This window comes from Nocardioides montaniterrae (assembly GCF_054782655.1).
This window is the reverse complement of the sequence record NZ_BAAGSB010000003.1, coordinates 305,918-322,502: the sequence shown is the minus strand read 5'-3', so window position 1 is coordinate 322,502 and position 16,585 is coordinate 305,918. Positions and strand designations below refer to the sequence as shown.

Sequence of the window (16,585 nt, the reverse complement as noted above, 5' to 3'; positions counted from 1 at the left end):
CATGCCGGAGCGACTCGATCGGACCCGAACGCCGCTGCTGACGCTGATCACGCTGCAGTCCTTGGACGAGGACTACGTGACCGCGAGCGAGCGACGTACGACGGCCGGTGCCTCGGCGTCGAGCTCCCGGCTGCGCGGGGGAGCGGTCGTGGCGGCCCTCCTGTTCGGCCTCCTCGTCGCGGTCGCCGCGGTGCAGAACTCCCGTGAGGCCGGCGTCGACGACGCCAGCCGCGCCGGTCTGATCCAGCGCATCGAGGCACGGCGGGCTTCGGTCGCCGCGACCGAGCGCCAGCTCGCCCGGCTGCGCAGCGACAACGCCAAGGCGGACAGCTCGGTGACCAAGCTCGGCTCCCAGGTCAGCGCGGCCAAGGCACGCGACGCGACGTACGCCGCTCTCACCGGGCTCGGTGCCGTGAGCGGACCCGCGCTCCGCATCACGCTCGCCAGCTCGCCGTACGCCGACCGTGACAACCAGGTGCGCGACTCCGACGTGGCGCTGCTGGTCAATGCGCTGTGGGGTGCGGGCGCCGAGGCGATCACCGTCAACGGCGAGCGCGTCACCGCGCGTACGGGCATCCGGACCTCGGGCACCGCCATCGAGGTCAACGGCGTGGGCGTCGCCCCGCCGTACACGGTGCTCGCCATCGGCGACACCGACTCGCTCTCCGCCGACTTCCTGACGTCGGCGGGTGGGCAGGACTTCGTCGCGCTCGCCGGTCAGTACGATTTCAGCTATGGCCTGCACGACGTGGGTCGGGTCACCATGGCCGCGGCCCCGGCAAGCCTGCTGAAGCTGTTGTCGGCGCAGGCGCTGGCGGGCGAGGATCACACGAGCGGGAACCACAAGAAGGCGAGGAACAGATGATCGCGGTGCTCGGACTGGTCGTCGGCATCGTGCTGGGACTCGTGGTCAAGCCGGACGTCCCGCTCGGACTGGAGCCCTATCTCCCGATCGCCGTCGTCGCCGCGCTGGACGCCGTGTTCGGCGCCCTGCGTGCCTACCTCGACGGCATCTTCGACGACAAGGTCTTCGTCGTCTCGTTCCTCAGCAACGTGGTCATCGCGGCCGGCATCGTCTACCTCGGCGACCGGCTCGGCGTCGGCGGCCAGCTCTCGACCGGCGTGATCGTCGTGCTCGGCATCCGCATCTTCACCAACGTCGCGGCCATCCGCCGCCACCTGTTCCATGCCTGAGCCCGACGCCCACGGCCACACCCATGCCAAGCCGACCGCGCGCCAGCGGATCGTGGCGGGCCTGCGGCGGCCGTCGCGCCGCCAGGTCGTGGTCGCCCTGCTGGTCGGCCTGGTCGGCTTCGCCGGCGTGACCCAGGTCCGCGCCACCGACGCCAACGACAGCTACACCGGCCGCAACCAGCAGGACCTCATCGACCTGCTCGACGGCCTCGCCGGCACCCGGCAGCGCGCAGACGCCGAGATCAACCGGCTCGAGAAGGTGCGCGAGAGCCTGCAGACCGACACGACCCGCAAGCAGGCCGCCCTCGACGAGGCCAACGGCGAGGTCGCCAACCTGCAGATCCTGGCCGGCCTCGTCCCGGTGACCGGGCCCGGCATCCGGGTGACGATCACCGAGCACGGCACCCACGTCCGACTCTCCTCGATGCTCGACACCATCGAGGAGCTGCGCACCGTCGGGGCCGAGGCGATCCAGGTCAACGGCAAGGTGCGGGTCGTCGCGCAGTCCTCGATCCAGCCCGTCGCGGACGGGTTCGAGATCGACGGCGAGATCGTGCAGGCGCCGTACGTCATCGACGTCATCGGTGACCCCGGCGTCCTGAGCGGAGCGATGAACTTCGCGCTCGGGCCCAAGCAGCAGCTCGACGACGACGGGGCCGACGTCCAGGTCGACCAGCTGTCCTCGCTCGACATCGAGGCGGTGGCCTCGAAGGACCGCACCCGCTACGCCACTCCCGACGAGTGACCTGCGTCATCGACCAGTAACGTTCCACCCTGTTGCGCCCCATCGCCCGAGCGACCCGAGGAGTCCGTCCGTGAACCCCACCGAGCTGAAGTACACCGCCGAGCACGAGTGGGTCCGCGACCCCGGCACCGCCGAGGGCTCGGTCCGCGTCGGCATCACCGACTTCGCCCAGGACGCGCTCGGCGACATCGTCTACGTCTCCCTGCCCGAGGTCGGCGCGACGGTCACCGCAGGCGAGCCGTGCGGCGAGCTGGAGTCCACCAAGTCGGTCAGTGACGTGTACGCGCCGGTCACCGGCGAGGTCGTCGCCCGCAACGAGGCGCTCGACGCCACGCCCGAGCTGGTCAACAGCGACGCGTACGGCGACGGCTGGCTGTTCGAGATCGTGCCGGCCGACCGTGCTCAGGTCGAGGGGCTCATGGACGCCGCTGCCTACGAGGCCGGTCTCGACGCCTGATCTGCCCGACGGTGTAGGTTCGAACCATCCACCGAAGCCTGAGGGTGAGGGTCCAGCGCCCGCACCCGTGCGCACCCCCGAGGAGTGCTGATGCCGTTCTGCACCAACTGCGGTCGACAGAACCCCGACGACGCGCGGTTCTGCTCGCAGTGCGGTACCCGGTTGGTCACGCCTGAGTCGGCCGCGCCGGCCGACGTGACCTCGACCATGCAGTTCGGCGGGGCCGACAAGGTCGAGACCTCCGACCGCCAGCTCAGCCCGGTCGACGCCGCGGCCGTGGACGCGCTGCCCGTGGGGCACGCGCTGCTGGTCGTGCAGAAGGGTCCGGGCGCCGGAAGCCGGTTCCTGCTCGACCAGGACGAGATCTCCGCGGGACGCCACCCGCAGAGCGCGATCTTCCTCGACGACGTCACCGTCTCGCGGTCGCACGCGCTGTTCCGGCGTACGCCGGCGGGCTTCACGGTCGAGGACGCGGGCTCGCTCAACGGCACCTACGTCAACCGCAACCGGATCGAGAAGGTCGAGCTGACCGACAGCGACGAGGTCCAGATCGGCAAGTACCGCCTCGTCTACTTCGCAGGTCACGAGGGCGTCTGAGTCGATGGCCGCAGTCGAGTCGGTTCATGGTCGGGGGGAGACCGCCGGCGGCGCAGCCCTGCTCAACATCGGGCAGGTCCTCGACCGGCTCCGGGTCGACTACCCGAGCGTCACCATCCCCAAGATCCGCTTCCTGGAGGACAAGGGGCTGATCAAGCCCGAGCGCACCCCTGCGGGCTACCGCAAGTTCTCCGAGGCCGACGTCGAGCGTCTGACCTACATCCTGCGGATGCAGCGCGACCACGAGCTCAAGCTCAAGACGATCGCCGAGCACCTCGACGCCATGGACCGCGGTCTCGAGCCGCCGGCGCTCGTCTCGCTCACCCCGACCGTCCCCGCCGGGATCTTCGCGACCACCGGTGTGCCGGGCGCCGAGGAGTTCCGCCGTCATGACGACGTGCACCTCTCGCGCAAGGAGCTCGTCAAGATCGCCGAGATCTCCGAGGACGTCCTCGCCGAGCTCGAGGGCTTCGGCCTGGTCTCGGCGAGCCGGACCGGCCACTTCGGCTCCGATGCGCTCGTCGTCGCGCGCACCGCTCGCGAGCTCGCCGACTTCGGTCTCGAACCGCGCCACCTCCGCGCGTTCCGCTCGGCCGCCGACCGTGAGGTCGGGCTGATCCAGCAGGTCACCGCACCCATCCGCGGTTCGCGCGACACCGCAGCCGGCGCTCGCGCCGACGACGCTGCGGCCGAGGTCGCGGCGCTCGCCATGCGTCTGCACGCCACCTTGGTCAAGCAGGGCCTGCGGTCCTCCTGAACCCTTGATCCGATGCGCGTAGGCTGGGCTTGTGCGCGAGGTCGATGTCATGGGAGTCCGGGTGGAGATGCCCTCCAACCAGCCGATCGTGCTGCTGCGCGAGGTGGTGGGGGACCGCTACCTGCCGATCTGGATCGGTGCGGTCGAGGCGACCGCGATCGCGTTCGCCCAGCAGGGCGTCGTCCCGCCCCGTCCGCTCACGCACGACCTGATCAAGGACATCCTGGCCGCGACCGGCAGTGAGCTCAGCCAGGTCCGCATCACCGACGTACGTGACGGTGTCTTCTACGCGACCCTGGTCTTCGCCGACGGTGCCGAGGTCAGCGCGCGACCCTCGGACTCCATCGCGCTGGCCCTGCGCACGGGCACCACGATCATGTGCGAGGAGGCCGTCCTCGAGGAGGCCGGGCTCGCCGTACCTGCCGAGCAGGACGAGGAGGTCGAGAAGTTCCGGGACTTCCTCGACCACGTCTCGCCAGAGGACTTCGATACGACGTGAGTGAGCGGCGTCGTCGAGCGAGGAACGAGCTCGGTCGATGCCGCGAGCGAACTAGTCAGCCGCGAAGCGGCGTACTTCCAGCGAGGGTTGAGCGCGCAGCGCCAAGCCTCAACCTTCACTTGAGGGTGAGAGATTTCGCGACACGCCCTGCAACGTCTTTGACCCACTTCACATCGGGGCCGTACCTTCATTAAGTCCCGACTCAGCCCTTGGAGGACCGAGTGAACGAGCAGCAGCCGGAGCAGACCGACTCCGCCGCCCAGATGGCGGCCGAGGAACAGGGTCTTCTCTTCACCGACGACGTGTCGCCGCTGCCCAGCGACCTCGGATACCGCGGCCCGACCGCCTGCAACGCGGCCGGCATCACCTACCGCCAGCTCGACTACTGGGCCCGCACCGGCCTGATCGAGCCCAGCGTGCGCGGCGCCAAGGGCTCCGGCTCGCAGCGCCTCTACAGCTTCCGCGACATCCTGATCCTCAAGGTCATCAAGCGTCTCCTCGACGCCGGCGTCTCCCTCCAGCAGGTTCGTACGGCGGTCAGCCACCTCCACGAGCGCGGCACCGACGACCTGACCCAGGTCACCCTGATGAGTGACGGCGCCTCGGTCTACGAGTGCACCAGCAACGACGAGGTCATCGACCTGCTCCAGGGCGGGCAGGGCGTCTTCGGCATCGCCATCGGCGGCGTCTGGCGCGAGATCGAGGGCACCCTCGCCGCGCTCCCCAGCGAGCGTGCGAACGACGATGCTCCCTCCGAGCCGGTCGCCGGCGACATGCTCGCCGCGCGCCGCGCGGCACGCAGCGCCGTCTGAATCGGCGCAGTTGATCTTGAAGGGCGGCCCTCGGGCCGCCCTTCGCCATGTCCAGGGATGTTGAGCGTCGTCACCGGAATGCGCAGGTCGACCGGCGCGGTCCGACGCGCTTGGTAGGGTGTGGTCGCTGCTGATCCCGCACGGGAGAGTCGGGCTCCGTGCCCGCGCCGAAGGGGCAATTCCTCCCCGGAACCTCTCAGGCACCCGAACCGTGTGGAGCAGGCAACTCTGGAGGTGCGTGCCGACAGAGGGGGAGGGTTCGTCGTACCAGCGACCCGACCCCCAGGAGCCTCCGCCCCATGAGCGTGCCCTTCCTCAACCGCCACCTCGGACCCGACGACCAGCAGGTCGCGACGATGCTCGAGCGGCTCGGCTACGACTCGCTCGAGGCGCTGATGGACGCCGCGGTGCCGAAGGCGATCCGCACCGGTGCCCCGCTCGACCTGCCGGAGGCCGTCGGGGAGGAGCAGGCCGCCGCGGAGCTGCGCGCGCTGGCGGGCGCGAACGTGCCCGGCGAGGCGATGATCGGCCTGGGCTACCACGCGACCGTGACGCCGGCGGTCATCCGCCGCAACGTGCTCGAGGACCCGAGCTGGTACACCGCGTACACGCCGTACCAGCCGGAGATCTCCCAGGGCCGCCTCGAGGCGCTGATCAACTTCCAGACGATGGTCGCCGACCTGACCGGCATGGCGCTGGCCGGCTCGTCGCTGCTCGACGAGGGCACCGCCGCCGCTGAGGCGCTCGGCCTGGTCCACCGCGTGCTGCGCAAGGCCGAGGGCCCGTTCGTCATCGACGCCGATGCGCTGCCGCAGACCATCGACGTCGTCCGCACCCGCGCGGCCGGTCTCGGCATCGCGGTCGAGGTCGCGGACCTGACCGACGGCCTTCCGGCCGGCCCGGTGTCCGGTGTCCTGATCCAGTACCCCGGCGCCTCCGGCCGGATCCTCGACCCGCGCCCGCTGATCGAGGCCGCACACGCTCAGGGAGGCCTGGCCGTCGTCGCCGCCGATCTGCTGGCCCTGACGCTGCTCGAGGCGCCCGGCGCGCTCGGCGCCGACGTCGTCGTCGGCTCCAGCCAGCGGTTCGGCGTGCCTCTGTTCTACGGCGGCCCGCACGCCGGCTTCATGGCGGTCCGCGAGGGTCTCGAGCGCCAGCTGCCCGGGCGCCTGGTCGGCGTCTCGATCGACGCCGAGGGGCGCCCGGCGTACCGCCTCGCGCTGCAGACGCGCGAGCAGCACATCCGCCGGGACAAGGCGACCTCCAACATCTGCACCGCGCAGGTCCTGCTCGCCGTGACGGCCGGCATGTACGGCGTCTACCACGGCCCCGACGGGCTGCGCGCGATCGCGGGCGACATCCACCGCCTGGCCGCGCGTGCCGCCGCGTCGCTGCAGGACGCCGGGTTCGAGCTGGTCGCGGACTCGTTCTTCGACACGATCGAGGTTCGTACGCCGAACCGCGCCTCCGTCGTCGTCTCCAACGCCCACGCGAGCGGCCTGCACATCCGCCAGGTCGACGCCGACACCGTCGCGATCGCCTTCGGAGAGACCGCCGGCGAGGCGACGCTGGCCGCGCTGCTCGACGCGTTCGGTGTCGCCGCCGTCGCCGAGCACCCGGTCGCCGCGCTGCCCGAGGACCTCTCGCGCGAGTCGGAGTTCATGACCCACGAGGTGTTCCACAGCCACCGCAACGAGACCTCGATGCTGCGCTACCTGCACAAGCTCAGCTCGCGTGACTACGCGCTCGACAAGGGCATGATCCCGCTTGGCTCGTGCACGATGAAGCTCAACGCCACGACCGAGATGGAGCCGATCTCACTGCCGGGCTTCGCCAACCTGCACCCGTTCGTCCATGCCGACGACGCGGCCGGCTACACCCAGCTGATCGACCAGCTCGAGGGCTGGTTGGCCGAGGCGACCGGCTACGACCGGGTCTCGATCCAGCCGAACGCCGGCGCGCAGGGCGAGTTCGCGGGCATGCTCGCCATCCGCGACTTCCACGTCGCCCAGGGCCAGGCGCAGCGCGACATCTGCCTGATCCCGTCATCCGCGCACGGCACCAACCCCGCCTCAGCGGTGATGGCCGGCATGAAGGTCGTCGTGGTCAAGGCCGAGGACGACGGCACCGTCGACCTCGCCGACCTGCGCGCCAAGTGCGAGCAGTACGCCGACACGCTGGCCGCCATCATGGTGACCTACCCCTCGACGCACGGCGTCTACGAGGAGACCATCACCGAGCTCTGCGACGTCGTCCACGAGCACGGCGGACAGGTCTACATCGACGGCGCGAACTTCAACGCGCTGCTCGGCTACGCCAAGCCCGGCCAGTTCGGTGGCGACGTCTCGCACCTCAACCTGCACAAGACGTTCTGCATCCCGCACGGCGGCGGTGGCCCGGGCGTCGGTCCGGTCGCGGTGCGTTCGCACCTCGCGCCGTACCTCCCGACCCACGTGCTCCACCCCGACCCGGCGCGCCGTGAGGGCACCGGCGCGATCTCGGCGGCGCCGTACGGCTCGGCCGGCATCCTGCCGATCTCGTGGGCCTACATCCGGATGATGGGTGGCGCGGGCCTGACGACCGCGACCGCGGTCGCCGTGCTGTCGGCCAACTACGTCGCCGCGCGCCTCGGCGAGCACTTCCCGGTGCTCTACCGCGGTGAGTCGGGCCTGGTGGCCCACGAGTGCATCCTCGACGTCCGTGACATCACCAAGCAGACGGGAGTCACGGTCGACGACATCGCCAAGCGCCTCATCGACTATGGTTTCCACGCACCCACGATGTCGTTCCCGGTCGCCGGCACGTTGATGGTCGAGCCGACCGAGTCCGAGGACCTGCGCGAGCTGGACCGCTTCTGCGACGCGATGATCGCCATCAAGGGCGAGATCGACAAGGTCGGCGCGGGGGAGTGGAGCCCGGAGGACTCGCCGCTGCGCCACGCGCCGCACACGGGCCGTGCGCTGGTCGGCGAGTGGGAGCGCTCCTACTCCCGCGAGGTCGCCGTCTTCCCGGCCGGCATCGACCCGGACAAGTACTGGCCGCCCGTCGCCCGCATCGACCAGGCGTACGGCGACCGGAACCTGGTCTGCGCCTGCCCGCCGCTGGAGGCGTACGCCGACTGAGGCGGCGGCCTGCGGGTTTCCCAAGGGATGCAGCCGAACCTGCACTTCCCAAGCTGTACAACGCTAGGGAAGTGCAGGTTTCCCTGCATACCTTGGGAAACCTGCGGTCGGCTCAGCCCGCGTCGCGGTCCTCGACGACCTCGGCCTCCATGACGGAGTCTCCGAAGTCGAAGGTGAGCTCGTCACGCTCGATGTCGGCGATCGCCTCGAAGTCGCCGGCGGTGAGTGACCGCGGCGCCTCCTCGAGCTCGACGGGAACGGGGATCGTGGAGAGCGGGTCGGCGGCGTTGAGCTTGCGTGCGGCCGGGAGCACCGAGCGCTCGAGCGAGCCGGTGAAGGCGTTGTAGTCCTTCACGCTGCGCTGGAGGGAGCGGCCCAGCTTGTCGACGTGCTCGGAGAGCTTGAGGATGCGGCGATAGAGGACTTGGCCGAGCTCGAAGAGCTGCTGGGCGTCCTCGGTCAGCGCCTCCTGCTTCCAGGTGAACGCCACCGTCTTGAGCAGACCCCAGAGGTTGGTCGGCGTCGCGAGGACGATGCCCTGCCGGAAGGCGTGCTCCATCAACGACGGGTCCACGTCGAGGGCGGCGTTGAGCAGCTGCTCGTTGGGGATGAAGGCGACCGTGAACTCCGGGCTCACGTCCAGGCCGGTCCAGTAGCCCTTCCTGGACAGGACGTCGACGTGGCCGCGCACCTTGCGGGCGTGGTCCTCCATCAGCGCCTGACGCGCCTCGGGCGCGATGCCCTCGCGATGCGCGTCCATGAACGCGTTGTAGGGGACCTTGGCGTCGATCGCCATCTGCTTGCCGCCGGGCAGGTTGATCACCATGTCGGGGCGGCGGTCACCGGAGTCGGCGACGACGGATGCCTGCAGGTCGAAGTCGACACGGTTGAGCAGGCCCGCGGTCTCGACGAGGGTCCGCAGCTGGGTCTCTCCCCACGCGCCACGCACGGCGTTGTTCTTCAGCACCGAGGACAGCGTGTCGGCGGCCTTGCGCGACTCCTCGACGGAGCGCTGCGTGTGCTGGATCTGCTGGGCCAGCTCGGTGTGCTGCTTGACGCGGGCCCGCTCGAGGTCGTCGACCTTGCTCTGCATCGTCCGCAGGTGCTCGACGACGGGTGCGAGGGTCTTGAGGACCTGGGTCTGGCCCTGCTCGCCCTTCTCGCGCGCCGCCTGCGCGAGCCGGTTGTCCTCGACGTACTGCCGGTGCTGCTCGCGCGTCTGGGCGAGCGCGTCGCGCAGCTCGGCGAGGGTGGCACCGGCGCTGGCGAGCTCGGCCTGGAGCACGGAACGCGCGTCCGCCTCCTGCTCGCGGACCCGGGCCACGACGAGCTCCTGCTGGGCGCGGCCCAGCTCCTCGGCAGCCGCGGCGCGCTGGCGCAGCGCGACCGCCTCGACCTGCGCCTGCGCCAGCTCGCCCTGGACCTCCACGAGGGCGGCGCCGGCGCGTTGGTGCACGACCAGACCGCCGATGACGACACCGACCACGAGACCGATCAGAAGCACGACGACGAGCATGCGTTCATCCAAACAGGAACCGCCGACACAACCCGGCTTCCACGCCGGGCAGCTGCCGGCCGCGTGCTTGTGGCAACCTTCCGCCATGCGCCCATGGACCGACGTACCTCCGCAGCACGGCCGCCGGTTCGTGATCACCGGCGCCAACTCCGGCGTGGGTCTGGCGGTCGCCCAGATCCTCGGATCGCGCGGTGCGGAGATCGTGCTGGCCTGCCGGAGCGTCGACAAGGGCGAGGCCGCGGCGCGCACGGTCCCGGGCCACGACAAGGGGCGCGTCGACGTACGCCGCATCGACCTGGCCGATCTCGACTCGGTGCGCGCCTTCGCCGACGACCTCGACGGCGACGTCGATGTCCTGGTCAACAACGCCGGGGTGCTCGGCGTACCTCACCGGGTGACGCCCGAGGGCGTGGACGAGCACTTCGCCGCCAACTACCTCGGCCACTTCCTGCTCACGAACCTGCTGCTGCAGCGGATCACCGACCGGGTCGTCGTGACGGGCTCGCGCGAGCACCGCAGGGGAGTGCTCGAGCTCGACGACCTGGCCTGGGAGCGGCGCCCGTACAAGGTCTTCGGTGCGTACGCCGCGAGCAAGCTGGCCTGTCTGCTGTTCCTGACCGAGCTGGACCGGCGCCTGCGGGCTTCCGGCTCACCCGTGCGTGCTGTCGGCGCGCACCCGGGTGCGACCGCCAGCAACATCACCAGTGGTACCGGCAACGCGGTGGTGTCCTGGATCGGTCACCACGGCCAGCGGCTGGTCAGCATGCCGGCCTGGCGCGGCGCGCTGAACAGCGTCTACGCCGCGACGATGGACGTCCCCGGCAACACCTACATCGGGCCGTCCGGCCTGACCGAGCTCTACGGCTGGCCGGACGTGGCCCGACGCTCGCGCAACGCCGAGGACGCCGAGCTGGCCCGATCGCTCTGGGAGCGCTCGGAGCAGCTGGTCAGCCGACGCTGATCGACTGGAACTCGACGCGCTCCTTGGGCTCGCCCGTGCCGTCCGGTCCGGGGTTCGAGATGCCCTTGGCAGCCACGCTGTCGAGGGTGTCGATGGCGGCCTTGTCGAAGGTGCCGAAGACGGTGTAGCTCGGCGGCAGCTGGGTGTCGCCGAAGACCATGAAGAACTGGCTGCCGCCCGAGTTGGGCTGGCCCGTGTTCGCCATCGCGAGGGTGCCGGCGGGGTAGGTCTCGCTGCCGGTGATCTCGTCCGGGACGGTGTAGCCGGGGCCGCCCATGCCGGTGCCGGTCGGGTCGCCGCACTGCAGCATCTGGAAGCCGGGGCTGTTCCCGAGGCGGTGGCAGTGGCTGCCGTCGTAGAAGCCCTGCTTGGCCAGCGACACGAAGGAGTTGACCGTGCAGGGCGCCGCCTTGGCGTCCAGGCTCAGGTGCAGGTCGCCCACGGTGGTGTGGAGGACGGCCGGGACGGTGCCCGACGCCTTCGCGCGGGCCGGCGGCGGCGTCGCCTTCGACTTGGAGCCGTCGGAGGGGTAGTTGCACGTCGTGCCTGCGGCCTGGGGTGCGGACGTCGTGGCACCGGCGGGCGACGTCGGTCCTGGGGCAGCGCTGCTGGTCGCGGGCGTCGTCGGGGTCCCACCGGCATCGGTGGTGTCGCTCGACTTCGAGCCGCAGGCGGCGGTCGCGATGAGGGGCAGGAGCAGGAGGGCCGGTACGCCGGCGAGGGCACGTTTGAGCACGTGCCGACTCTACTGGCGCTCTGTCGGCGGATTCATCGACGCGCGATGTGGGCAGAGAACCACCATGTCGACGAAGGACAAGCTCGCCCAGATCGTGCCCCAATCCGCTCTCCTCGCACCGTGTGGTGGGCTGGGCGCGTACGTCGCCGAGCACGACCTCGTCTGGGCATTGAGCGCAGTGCCCGTGACGTTCGTGCTGACCGTGGTGATCATGATGCTGCTGCCGGCCCGCTACTCGCAGCGGAGGTCCCGCGCTGAGAAGTGACTGTCGGCGGTCCGGCGTACGTTGTCGGCATGTCCACTCTCGGCCGTGATGCCACCGCTCTCCTCGTCGTCGACGTCCAGCATGACGTCATGGCCTCCTCGGTCAACTCCGAGCCGGTCATCGCCAACATCGCCACCCTCGTCGATCGTGCTCGTGAGGCCGGCGTGCCGGTCGTGTGGGTGCAGCACTCCGACGACGGGCTGGTCCGGGGGAGCGAGGGCTGGACCTACGTGCCCGAGCTCGTCGCGAGCGACGACGAGCCCTGGATCCACAAGACGTACGGCGACTCCTTCGAGGACACCGAGCTGTCAGACGTCCTGGCCGAGCGGGGGATCGGGCATCTCGTGGTGGCCGGCGCGCAGACCGACTACTGCATCCGTTCCACCATTCATGGTGCCCTCACCCGCGGGTACGACGTCACGCTGGTCGGCGACGCGCACACGACCGAGGACCTTCGTGAGTGGGGCGAGTTCCCGGCGCCCGAGCTGGTGGTCAACCACCTCAACGGGCTGTGGGCCAACCAGAAGGCGCCCGGGCGCACGGCTGCCGTCGTGCCGACCGCGGAGGTCGAGTTCTGAGCGCTGCCTTCCGTGCCGGCACCTACTGGCTGGCTCCTGTCCTCACCGCCGTGGCGCACTGCGTCGTGGCCACCGTCGGCATCGTGACGGCACCGAACGGCGCCGTCGCCGTGCTGGCCGCGGTCGTGCTCGCGTGGGGCCTGCTGCGGCTCCGGCGTGCGTCGTCCCTGCACAGCCCGGTCGTCGTCGACGACACCCGCGGGGTACGCGAGCTCGTCGTGCCCACGAGCCGGATGTCCCGGTTCTACCGGCCTGTGCGCATCGCGGCCGCCGACGTGCTGGGGGTCGAGCTGGTGCCGGCCGACAGCCCCTGGCGCGGCGAGCGGCGGTGGCGCCTCGCGATCATCACGACCTCCGGTCAGGTGCTCAGCAACGCGATCACCGCGCCCTACCACCGCGACGGGCGACCACCCGGCCCTGCGGCGACGTCGGCGACGGCGGCGCTGCGCTCGGCCTTGCGCGGGAGCATCGTCCGGATTACGTGAATACATTCACAAGCGTGGGAGTTCTCGGGTCCGGGGGCGTAACTTCGCTGGTGTGATCAGCATGCTCGCGGAACCATCAGGACTCCTTCCCGCTCGTGAGCAGATGGCGTTGTCCCTGGGCTGGCACATCGTGCTGGCGGCCTTCGGCGTCGCCTTCCCGGCGATGATCTTCGCGATGCACCTGAGGGGAGTCCGGCGTGACGATCCCGTGGCGCTCGGCCTGGCCAAGCGGTGGGCCAAGGTCTCGGCGGTGCTGTTCGCGATCGGCGCCGTCTCGGGAACGGTGCTCAGCTTCGAGATGGGCGTCCTCTGGCCCGGCCTGATGGGCAAGTACGGCGACGTCCTCGGCCTGCCGTTCGCCTTCGAGGGACTCGCCTTCTTCCTGGAGGCCATCTTCCTCGGCATCTATCTCTACGGCTGGGGTCGCATGCCCGCCAAGCAGCACGTCTGGATGGTGCTGCCGATGGCGATCACCGGCATCGTCGGCGCCTACTGTGTGCTCGCGGTCAACGCCTGGATGAACGTGCCCGTCGGCTTCACGCTGGTCGACGGCAAGGTCACCGACGTCCACCCGTGGAAGGTCCTGTTCAACACCCATGCCTTCCTGGCCTTCGCCCACATGTGGCTCGCGGCGTACATGCTGACCGGCTTCACCGTGGCCGGCGTCTACGCCGTCGGCATGCTCCGCGGACGTCGCGACGCCCACCACCGGATCGGCTTCCTGGTGCCCTTCGTCTTCGCCTCGATCGCTGCGGTGACGCAGCCGTTCATGGGCCACATCCTCGGCATCGGCCTCGCCGACCGCCAACCCGCCAAGCTCGCCGCCTTCGAGGCCGCGACGGAGCCGGAGAGCCCCTCGCCGCTCCATGCCGGGGGTTGGGTCAGTGGGGGAGAGCTGCACGGGGCGATCTCGATCCCGCGGCTCGGCTCGCTGCTGGCGATGAACTCCTGGGACAAGCCCGTCCCGTCGCTCGACCAGATCCCCAAGGACGACCAGCCGCCCGTGACGATGACGCACTGGGCGTTCCAGTCGATGGTCGGGATCGGCTCGTTGCTCGCGGCCGGGGTAGTGCTGTTCTGGGTGCAGCGCAAGCGGGGGAGGGACCTGCTGGAGAAGCGGTGGTTCCTGCGGGCTGCCGTCGTCGCCGGCCCGCTCGCCATGACCGCGCTCGAGATGGGGTGGATCGCGACCGAGGTCGGCCGACAGCCCTGGATCGTGTACGGCGTGCTCCGCACCACCGACGCCGTCGGTCCCTACACCGGGCGCCTGTGGTTCCTGCTCGGTGCGTCGGTCATCGTCTACTCGCTGATGACCTGGGGAGCGGTGGTCGTGCTGCGATCGATGGCCCGGCGCTGGCGCGAGGGCGACGCCGAGCTGCCCAGTCCCTACGGCCCCGAGAAGATGGGGGCGTCGGCATGAGTCTCCCGATCCTGGTCGCCGCGGCGCTCTTCGTCGGCGTGATCGCGTACGCCGTCCTCGGTGGGGCCGACTTCGGCTCCGGCTTCTACGACCTCACCGCCGGTGGCTCGCGCAGGGGAGCGGAGCTACGCACCTTGGTCGACCACAGCATCGGCCCGGTGTGGGAGGCCAACCACGTCTGGCTGATCTACGTGCTGGTGGTGTGGTGGACCGGCTTCCCGTCGTCCTTCGCGCCGGCGATGAGCACGCTGATCCTGCCGCTGCTGCTCGCGCTGCTCGGCATCGTGCTGCGCGGTGCGGCCTTCGCGTTCCGCAAGTACGCCGACACGTTGGCCCAGGCGCGCCTGTTCGGCGTCGTCTTCGCGCTGTCGTCGGTCATCACGCCGTTCTTCCTCGGCACCGTCGCAGGTGCCATTGCCTCGGGCCGCGTGCCCGCGACCGGCCAGGGCGACGTCTGGTCCTCGTGGCTCAACCCGACGTCCCTGTTCGGCGGCGTGATCGCCGTGGGGACGTGCGCGTTCCTCGCCGGCTGCTTCCTGTGCGCGGACGCAGCGAGGGGTGCTCATGAGGGCCTGGCCGAGTCGCTGCGCCGGCGTACGCTCGGCGTCGGGGTGGCCACCGGTGCGGTGGTGTTCGCGGCGCTGGTGCCGCTGGAGCACGACGCGAGGACGCTGAGCCACGGCCTCGAGGGCCGCGCCGCCCCGCTCGTCGTCGCCTCGGCGATGGCCGGCGTCGCCACGCTGGTCCTCCTGTGGCGACGCCGGTACGCCGTTGCCCGCCTGACCGCGGTGGTCGCGGTCGCTGCCGTGGTCTCCGGCTGGGGGATGGGGCAGTACCCCTGGCTGCTGGTCGACCAGCTCACCTTGAACGAGGCCGCCGGCGCCCGAGCCACCTTGGAGGGGCTTCTCGTCGCGGTCGGGCTGGCCGGCGTCCTCGTCGGTCCTTCGTTGTTCTACCTGTTCCGGCTCACCCAGTCGGAGGACTGGAGCGAGCACTCCTGAATCAGGCGGTCGGCTGGCCCGCGTCGCCCTGCATGTCGAGGGAGAACTGCAGGTTGCCGGACTCGTCGACGCCGGCGTCGAGGACCTTGTCGCCCAGCTGCTGGGCGGCGCCTTCGTCGAGGTAGATGGTCGCACCGTTCTGCTCGACGACCTGGTCCTCGGCGTGGGCCTCGGCGGCGGTCGACACCGCGAGGCCATCGGCCATGCCTTCGGCGCTGATGCGCAGGCCCTGGGTTCCGGGCTGTGCGATGAGCGACTTGACGATGTTCGTTGCGTTGTCGGTGAGAGTGAGCATTCCTTGCCTTCCGAGAGGGGCTGTCCCTTCCACCAGAACACGCTGGGCCGGGGGATTCAAGGGCAGCCGCTCCCGGCGGCAGGTCCACAGGTGGTCAGCAGCGGTTGCTGAGGTCGGTCCGCGCATCCCAGTGCCAGGACTCCGCGGAGTACTGCTCGAAGCCGAAGCGGCGTGCGTTCCGCTCGAGGAACGACCAGACAGCGCTGCTGCTGTTGGTCGCGCGCGTCGCACACGAGCCACCGCCCTTGACGCTGGTCCCGTTGAAGTCCACCGCGACACCGCTCTGGTGCGAGGAGTAGCCGGGGCGCGCGACGTAGGTGTAGACCCCGCGGCTGCAGAGGCTGTTGGTGCTGCACAGGTAGCGCTGGTGCGCCATCGTGCGGAAGCTGCTGTTCGCCGACAGGGTCAGGCCGCTGTTCTTGGCCGTCAGGAAGATGCCCAGCATGGCGTTCGACGCGCGGGCGTTGACGATCACGTTCCCGTTGGCGCCGGAGACGTAGTACGCGTTTCCGGGCTGGCTCTCCGAGCTCGAGCTCCTGAACCCGGGGATCGCGCACAGCCGCGCGTTGATCGCGGTGCCCGAGAAGTAGACCGACCTGATTCCGAGGTTGGTCGTCCCCGCGGCGCACGCCACGTTCGAGGAGTCCTGGTAGATGCCGCCGACGATCGGGCCCCCGCAGGACCGCGCGCGGGCGATGCCCATCGCCCTGAAGGTCGCCGGTCCGGCCATGCCGTCGCCGGTCAGGCCGTGGGCCCTCTGCCAGGCGATGATGGCAGCCTTCGTGCCCGAGCCGTTGAGGCCATCGGCGGTGACGCCGACCTTGGCCTGGACCTGCTTCATCACCGCGACCAGCTGGTCACCCGTGCGCGGCCCCGCGGCGCCGTCGGCGTCCATGCAACGGACCTTCTGGAACGCCTTCACGGCGCCCGAGGTGGTGGGCCCGGCAGCACCGTCGACGTCGGCGTAGCTGAGATAGCCGAGCCCGGCGAGGTTCAGCTGGACCTGGCGGGTACTCAGGGTCGCGGCCTGAGCCGGGGCCGTCGTCATGCCGAGGACGAGCGTTGCAAAGGCGAGGAACAGGGGGAGCAGCAGGCGGTGTGGCGCGTGCATGGCGATCTCCTTCTCAAGGGGGTGGTCTTCGCGA

Annotated in this window: 19 protein-coding genes and 1 riboswitch; of the genes, 15 read left to right on the top strand and 4 right to left on the bottom strand. The window is 70.3% G+C overall.

Annotated features, from left to right (window positions below; all coding sequences use genetic code 11):
- Position 1: 1 nt before the first annotated feature.
- The 9 genes from ACYVJ3_RS07735 (at position 2) to gcvP (ending at position 8,183) form a co-directional block, all read left to right on the top strand.
- Positions 2–865: a DUF881 domain-containing protein gene (locus ACYVJ3_RS07735; RefSeq protein WP_460852183.1), complete on the top strand. Its 864-nt coding sequence runs from the start codon at positions 2–4 to the stop codon at positions 863–865.
- Complete coding sequence (locus ACYVJ3_RS07730; protein WP_460852182.1) at positions 862–1,194, top strand: small basic family protein; 333 nt, start codon at positions 862–864, stop codon at positions 1,192–1,194. Before ACYVJ3_RS07735 ends, ACYVJ3_RS07730 begins: the two co-directional genes overlap by 4 nt.
- Positions 1,187–1,939 (top strand): DUF881 domain-containing protein, encoded by a 753-nt coding sequence (locus tag ACYVJ3_RS07725; RefSeq protein ID WP_460852180.1) that lies wholly within the window; start codon positions 1,187–1,189, stop codon positions 1,937–1,939. The genes ACYVJ3_RS07730 and ACYVJ3_RS07725 overlap by 8 nt, the downstream gene beginning before the upstream one ends.
- Before the next feature lie 70 nt (positions 1,940–2,009).
- Positions 2,010–2,396 carry a glycine cleavage system protein GcvH gene (gcvH, locus tag ACYVJ3_RS07720; protein ID WP_460852179.1) on the top strand — a complete coding sequence of 129 codons (387 nt, stop codon included), beginning with the start codon at positions 2,010–2,012 and terminating at the stop codon, positions 2,394–2,396.
- 90 nt (positions 2,397–2,486) lie between these two features.
- Complete coding sequence (locus tag ACYVJ3_RS07715) at positions 2,487–2,993, top strand: FHA domain-containing protein (RefSeq protein ID WP_460852178.1); 507 nt, start codon at positions 2,487–2,489, stop codon at positions 2,991–2,993.
- A 4-nt stretch (positions 2,994–2,997) separates the two neighbouring features.
- Entirely contained in the window at positions 2,998–3,750 is a 753-nt protein-coding gene (gene ftsR / locus ACYVJ3_RS07710; RefSeq protein WP_460852176.1) for a transcriptional regulator FtsR, read from the top strand.
- Between the two features lie 31 nt (positions 3,751–3,781).
- Positions 3,782–4,249, top strand: coding sequence for a bifunctional nuclease family protein (locus ACYVJ3_RS07705; protein ID WP_460852175.1), 468 nt, complete (start codon positions 3,782–3,784; stop codon positions 4,247–4,249).
- Between the two features lie 263 nt (positions 4,250–4,512).
- Complete coding sequence (locus tag ACYVJ3_RS07700; RefSeq protein WP_460852258.1) at positions 4,513–5,061, top strand: MerR family transcriptional regulator; 549 nt, start codon at positions 4,513–4,515, stop codon at positions 5,059–5,061.
- A 131-nt stretch (positions 5,062–5,192) separates the two neighbouring features.
- Positions 5,193–5,283: riboswitch (glycine riboswitch) on the top strand.
- Positions 5,284–5,360: 77 nt separating this feature from the next.
- Positions 5,361–8,183, top strand: coding sequence for an aminomethyl-transferring glycine dehydrogenase (gene gcvP / locus ACYVJ3_RS07695; RefSeq protein WP_460852173.1), 2,823 nt, complete (start codon positions 5,361–5,363; stop codon positions 8,181–8,183).
- A gap of 112 nt (positions 8,184–8,295) precedes the next feature.
- Here the strand turns inward: gcvP and ACYVJ3_RS07690 are convergent, their stop codons facing one another.
- Positions 8,296–9,699 carry a DNA recombination protein RmuC gene (locus ACYVJ3_RS07690; protein WP_460852172.1) on the bottom strand — a complete coding sequence of 468 codons (1,404 nt, stop codon included), beginning with the start codon at positions 9,697–9,699 and terminating at the stop codon, positions 8,296–8,298.
- Between the two features lie 85 nt (positions 9,700–9,784).
- On the opposite strand from ACYVJ3_RS07690, the gene ACYVJ3_RS07685 reads away from it, so the two are divergent.
- A complete protein-coding gene (locus tag ACYVJ3_RS07685; protein WP_460852171.1) occupies positions 9,785–10,660 on the top strand; it encodes an SDR family NAD(P)-dependent oxidoreductase in 876 nt (291 codons plus the stop codon).
- Here the strand turns inward: ACYVJ3_RS07685 and ACYVJ3_RS07680 are convergent.
- Complete coding sequence (locus ACYVJ3_RS07680) at positions 10,647–11,396, bottom strand: peptidylprolyl isomerase (protein WP_460852169.1); 750 nt, start codon at positions 11,394–11,396, stop codon at positions 10,647–10,649. The two genes, ACYVJ3_RS07685 and ACYVJ3_RS07680, sit on opposite strands and share 14 nt — an antisense overlap.
- Positions 11,397–11,460: 64 nt before the next feature.
- Here ACYVJ3_RS07680 and ACYVJ3_RS07675 point away from each other — a divergent pair, with 64 nt between their 5' ends.
- From ACYVJ3_RS07675 to ACYVJ3_RS07655, 5 genes are all read left to right on the top strand, one after another.
- A complete protein-coding gene (locus ACYVJ3_RS07675; protein WP_460852167.1) occupies positions 11,461–11,661 on the top strand; it encodes a hypothetical protein in 201 nt (66 codons plus the stop codon).
- 29 nt (positions 11,662–11,690) lie between these two features.
- Positions 11,691–12,239, top strand: coding sequence for a cysteine hydrolase family protein (locus ACYVJ3_RS07670; RefSeq protein WP_460852166.1), 549 nt, complete (start codon positions 11,691–11,693; stop codon positions 12,237–12,239).
- A gap of 83 nt (positions 12,240–12,322) precedes the next feature.
- Positions 12,323–12,724 carry a hypothetical protein gene (locus ACYVJ3_RS07665; RefSeq protein WP_460852165.1) on the top strand — a complete coding sequence of 134 codons (402 nt, stop codon included), beginning with the start codon at positions 12,323–12,325 and terminating at the stop codon, positions 12,722–12,724.
- Between the two features lie 61 nt (positions 12,725–12,785).
- A complete protein-coding gene (locus ACYVJ3_RS07660) occupies positions 12,786–14,144 on the top strand; it encodes a cytochrome ubiquinol oxidase subunit I (protein ID WP_460852257.1) in 1,359 nt (452 codons plus the stop codon).
- Positions 14,141–15,145, top strand: coding sequence for a cytochrome d ubiquinol oxidase subunit II (locus tag ACYVJ3_RS07655; RefSeq protein WP_460852163.1), 1,005 nt, complete (start codon positions 14,141–14,143; stop codon positions 15,143–15,145). Before ACYVJ3_RS07660 ends, ACYVJ3_RS07655 begins: the two co-directional genes overlap by 4 nt.
- Position 15,146: 1 nt before the next feature.
- Here ACYVJ3_RS07655 and ACYVJ3_RS07650 read toward each other — a convergent pair whose 3' ends face one another.
- The gene (locus tag ACYVJ3_RS07650; RefSeq protein WP_460852162.1) at positions 15,147–15,440 is read right to left on the bottom strand and encodes a Fe-S cluster assembly protein HesB; all 294 of its coding nucleotides are present in this window, start codon (positions 15,438–15,440) and stop codon (positions 15,147–15,149) included.
- A 94-nt stretch (positions 15,441–15,534) separates the two neighbouring features.
- A complete protein-coding gene (locus ACYVJ3_RS07645; protein WP_460852160.1) occupies positions 15,535–16,551 on the bottom strand; it encodes a peptidoglycan-binding protein in 1,017 nt (338 codons plus the stop codon).
- Between the last annotated feature and the right edge of the window lie 34 nt (positions 16,552–16,585).

Coding starts and splice junctions, on each gene's coding strand:
- ACYVJ3_RS07715 (WP_460852178.1), top strand. CDS start 2,487: ATGCCGTTCTGCACCAACTGCGGTCGACAGAACCCCGACGACGCGCGG.
- ACYVJ3_RS07670 (WP_460852166.1), top strand. CDS start 11,691: ATGTCCACTCTCGGCCGTGATGCCACCGCTCTCCTCGTCGTCGACGTC.
- ACYVJ3_RS07675 (WP_460852167.1), top strand. CDS start 11,461: ATGTCGACGAAGGACAAGCTCGCCCAGATCGTGCCCCAATCCGCTCTC.
- ACYVJ3_RS07685 (WP_460852171.1), top strand. CDS start 9,785: ATGCGCCCATGGACCGACGTACCTCCGCAGCACGGCCGCCGGTTCGTG.
- ACYVJ3_RS07700 (WP_460852258.1), top strand. CDS start 4,513: ATGGCGGCCGAGGAACAGGGTCTTCTCTTCACCGACGACGTGTCGCCG.
- ACYVJ3_RS07725 (WP_460852180.1), top strand. CDS start 1,187: ATGCCTGAGCCCGACGCCCACGGCCACACCCATGCCAAGCCGACCGCG.
- ftsR (WP_460852176.1), top strand. CDS start 2,998: ATGGCCGCAGTCGAGTCGGTTCATGGTCGGGGGGAGACCGCCGGCGGC.
- ACYVJ3_RS07730 (WP_460852182.1), top strand. CDS start 862: ATGATCGCGGTGCTCGGACTGGTCGTCGGCATCGTGCTGGGACTCGTG.
- ACYVJ3_RS07690 (WP_460852172.1), bottom strand. CDS start 9,699: ATGCTCGTCGTCGTGCTTCTGATCGGTCTCGTGGTCGGTGTCGTCATC.
- ACYVJ3_RS07655 (WP_460852163.1), top strand. CDS start 14,141: ATGAGTCTCCCGATCCTGGTCGCCGCGGCGCTCTTCGTCGGCGTGATC.
- ACYVJ3_RS07660 (WP_460852257.1), top strand. CDS start 12,786: ATGCTCGCGGAACCATCAGGACTCCTTCCCGCTCGTGAGCAGATGGCG.
- ACYVJ3_RS07735 (WP_460852183.1), top strand. CDS start 2: ATGCCGGAGCGACTCGATCGGACCCGAACGCCGCTGCTGACGCTGATC.
- ACYVJ3_RS07650 (WP_460852162.1), bottom strand. CDS start 15,440: ATGCTCACTCTCACCGACAACGCAACGAACATCGTCAAGTCGCTCATC.
- gcvP (WP_460852173.1), top strand. CDS start 5,361: ATGAGCGTGCCCTTCCTCAACCGCCACCTCGGACCCGACGACCAGCAG.
- ACYVJ3_RS07645 (WP_460852160.1), bottom strand. CDS start 16,551: ATGCACGCGCCACACCGCCTGCTGCTCCCCCTGTTCCTCGCCTTTGCA.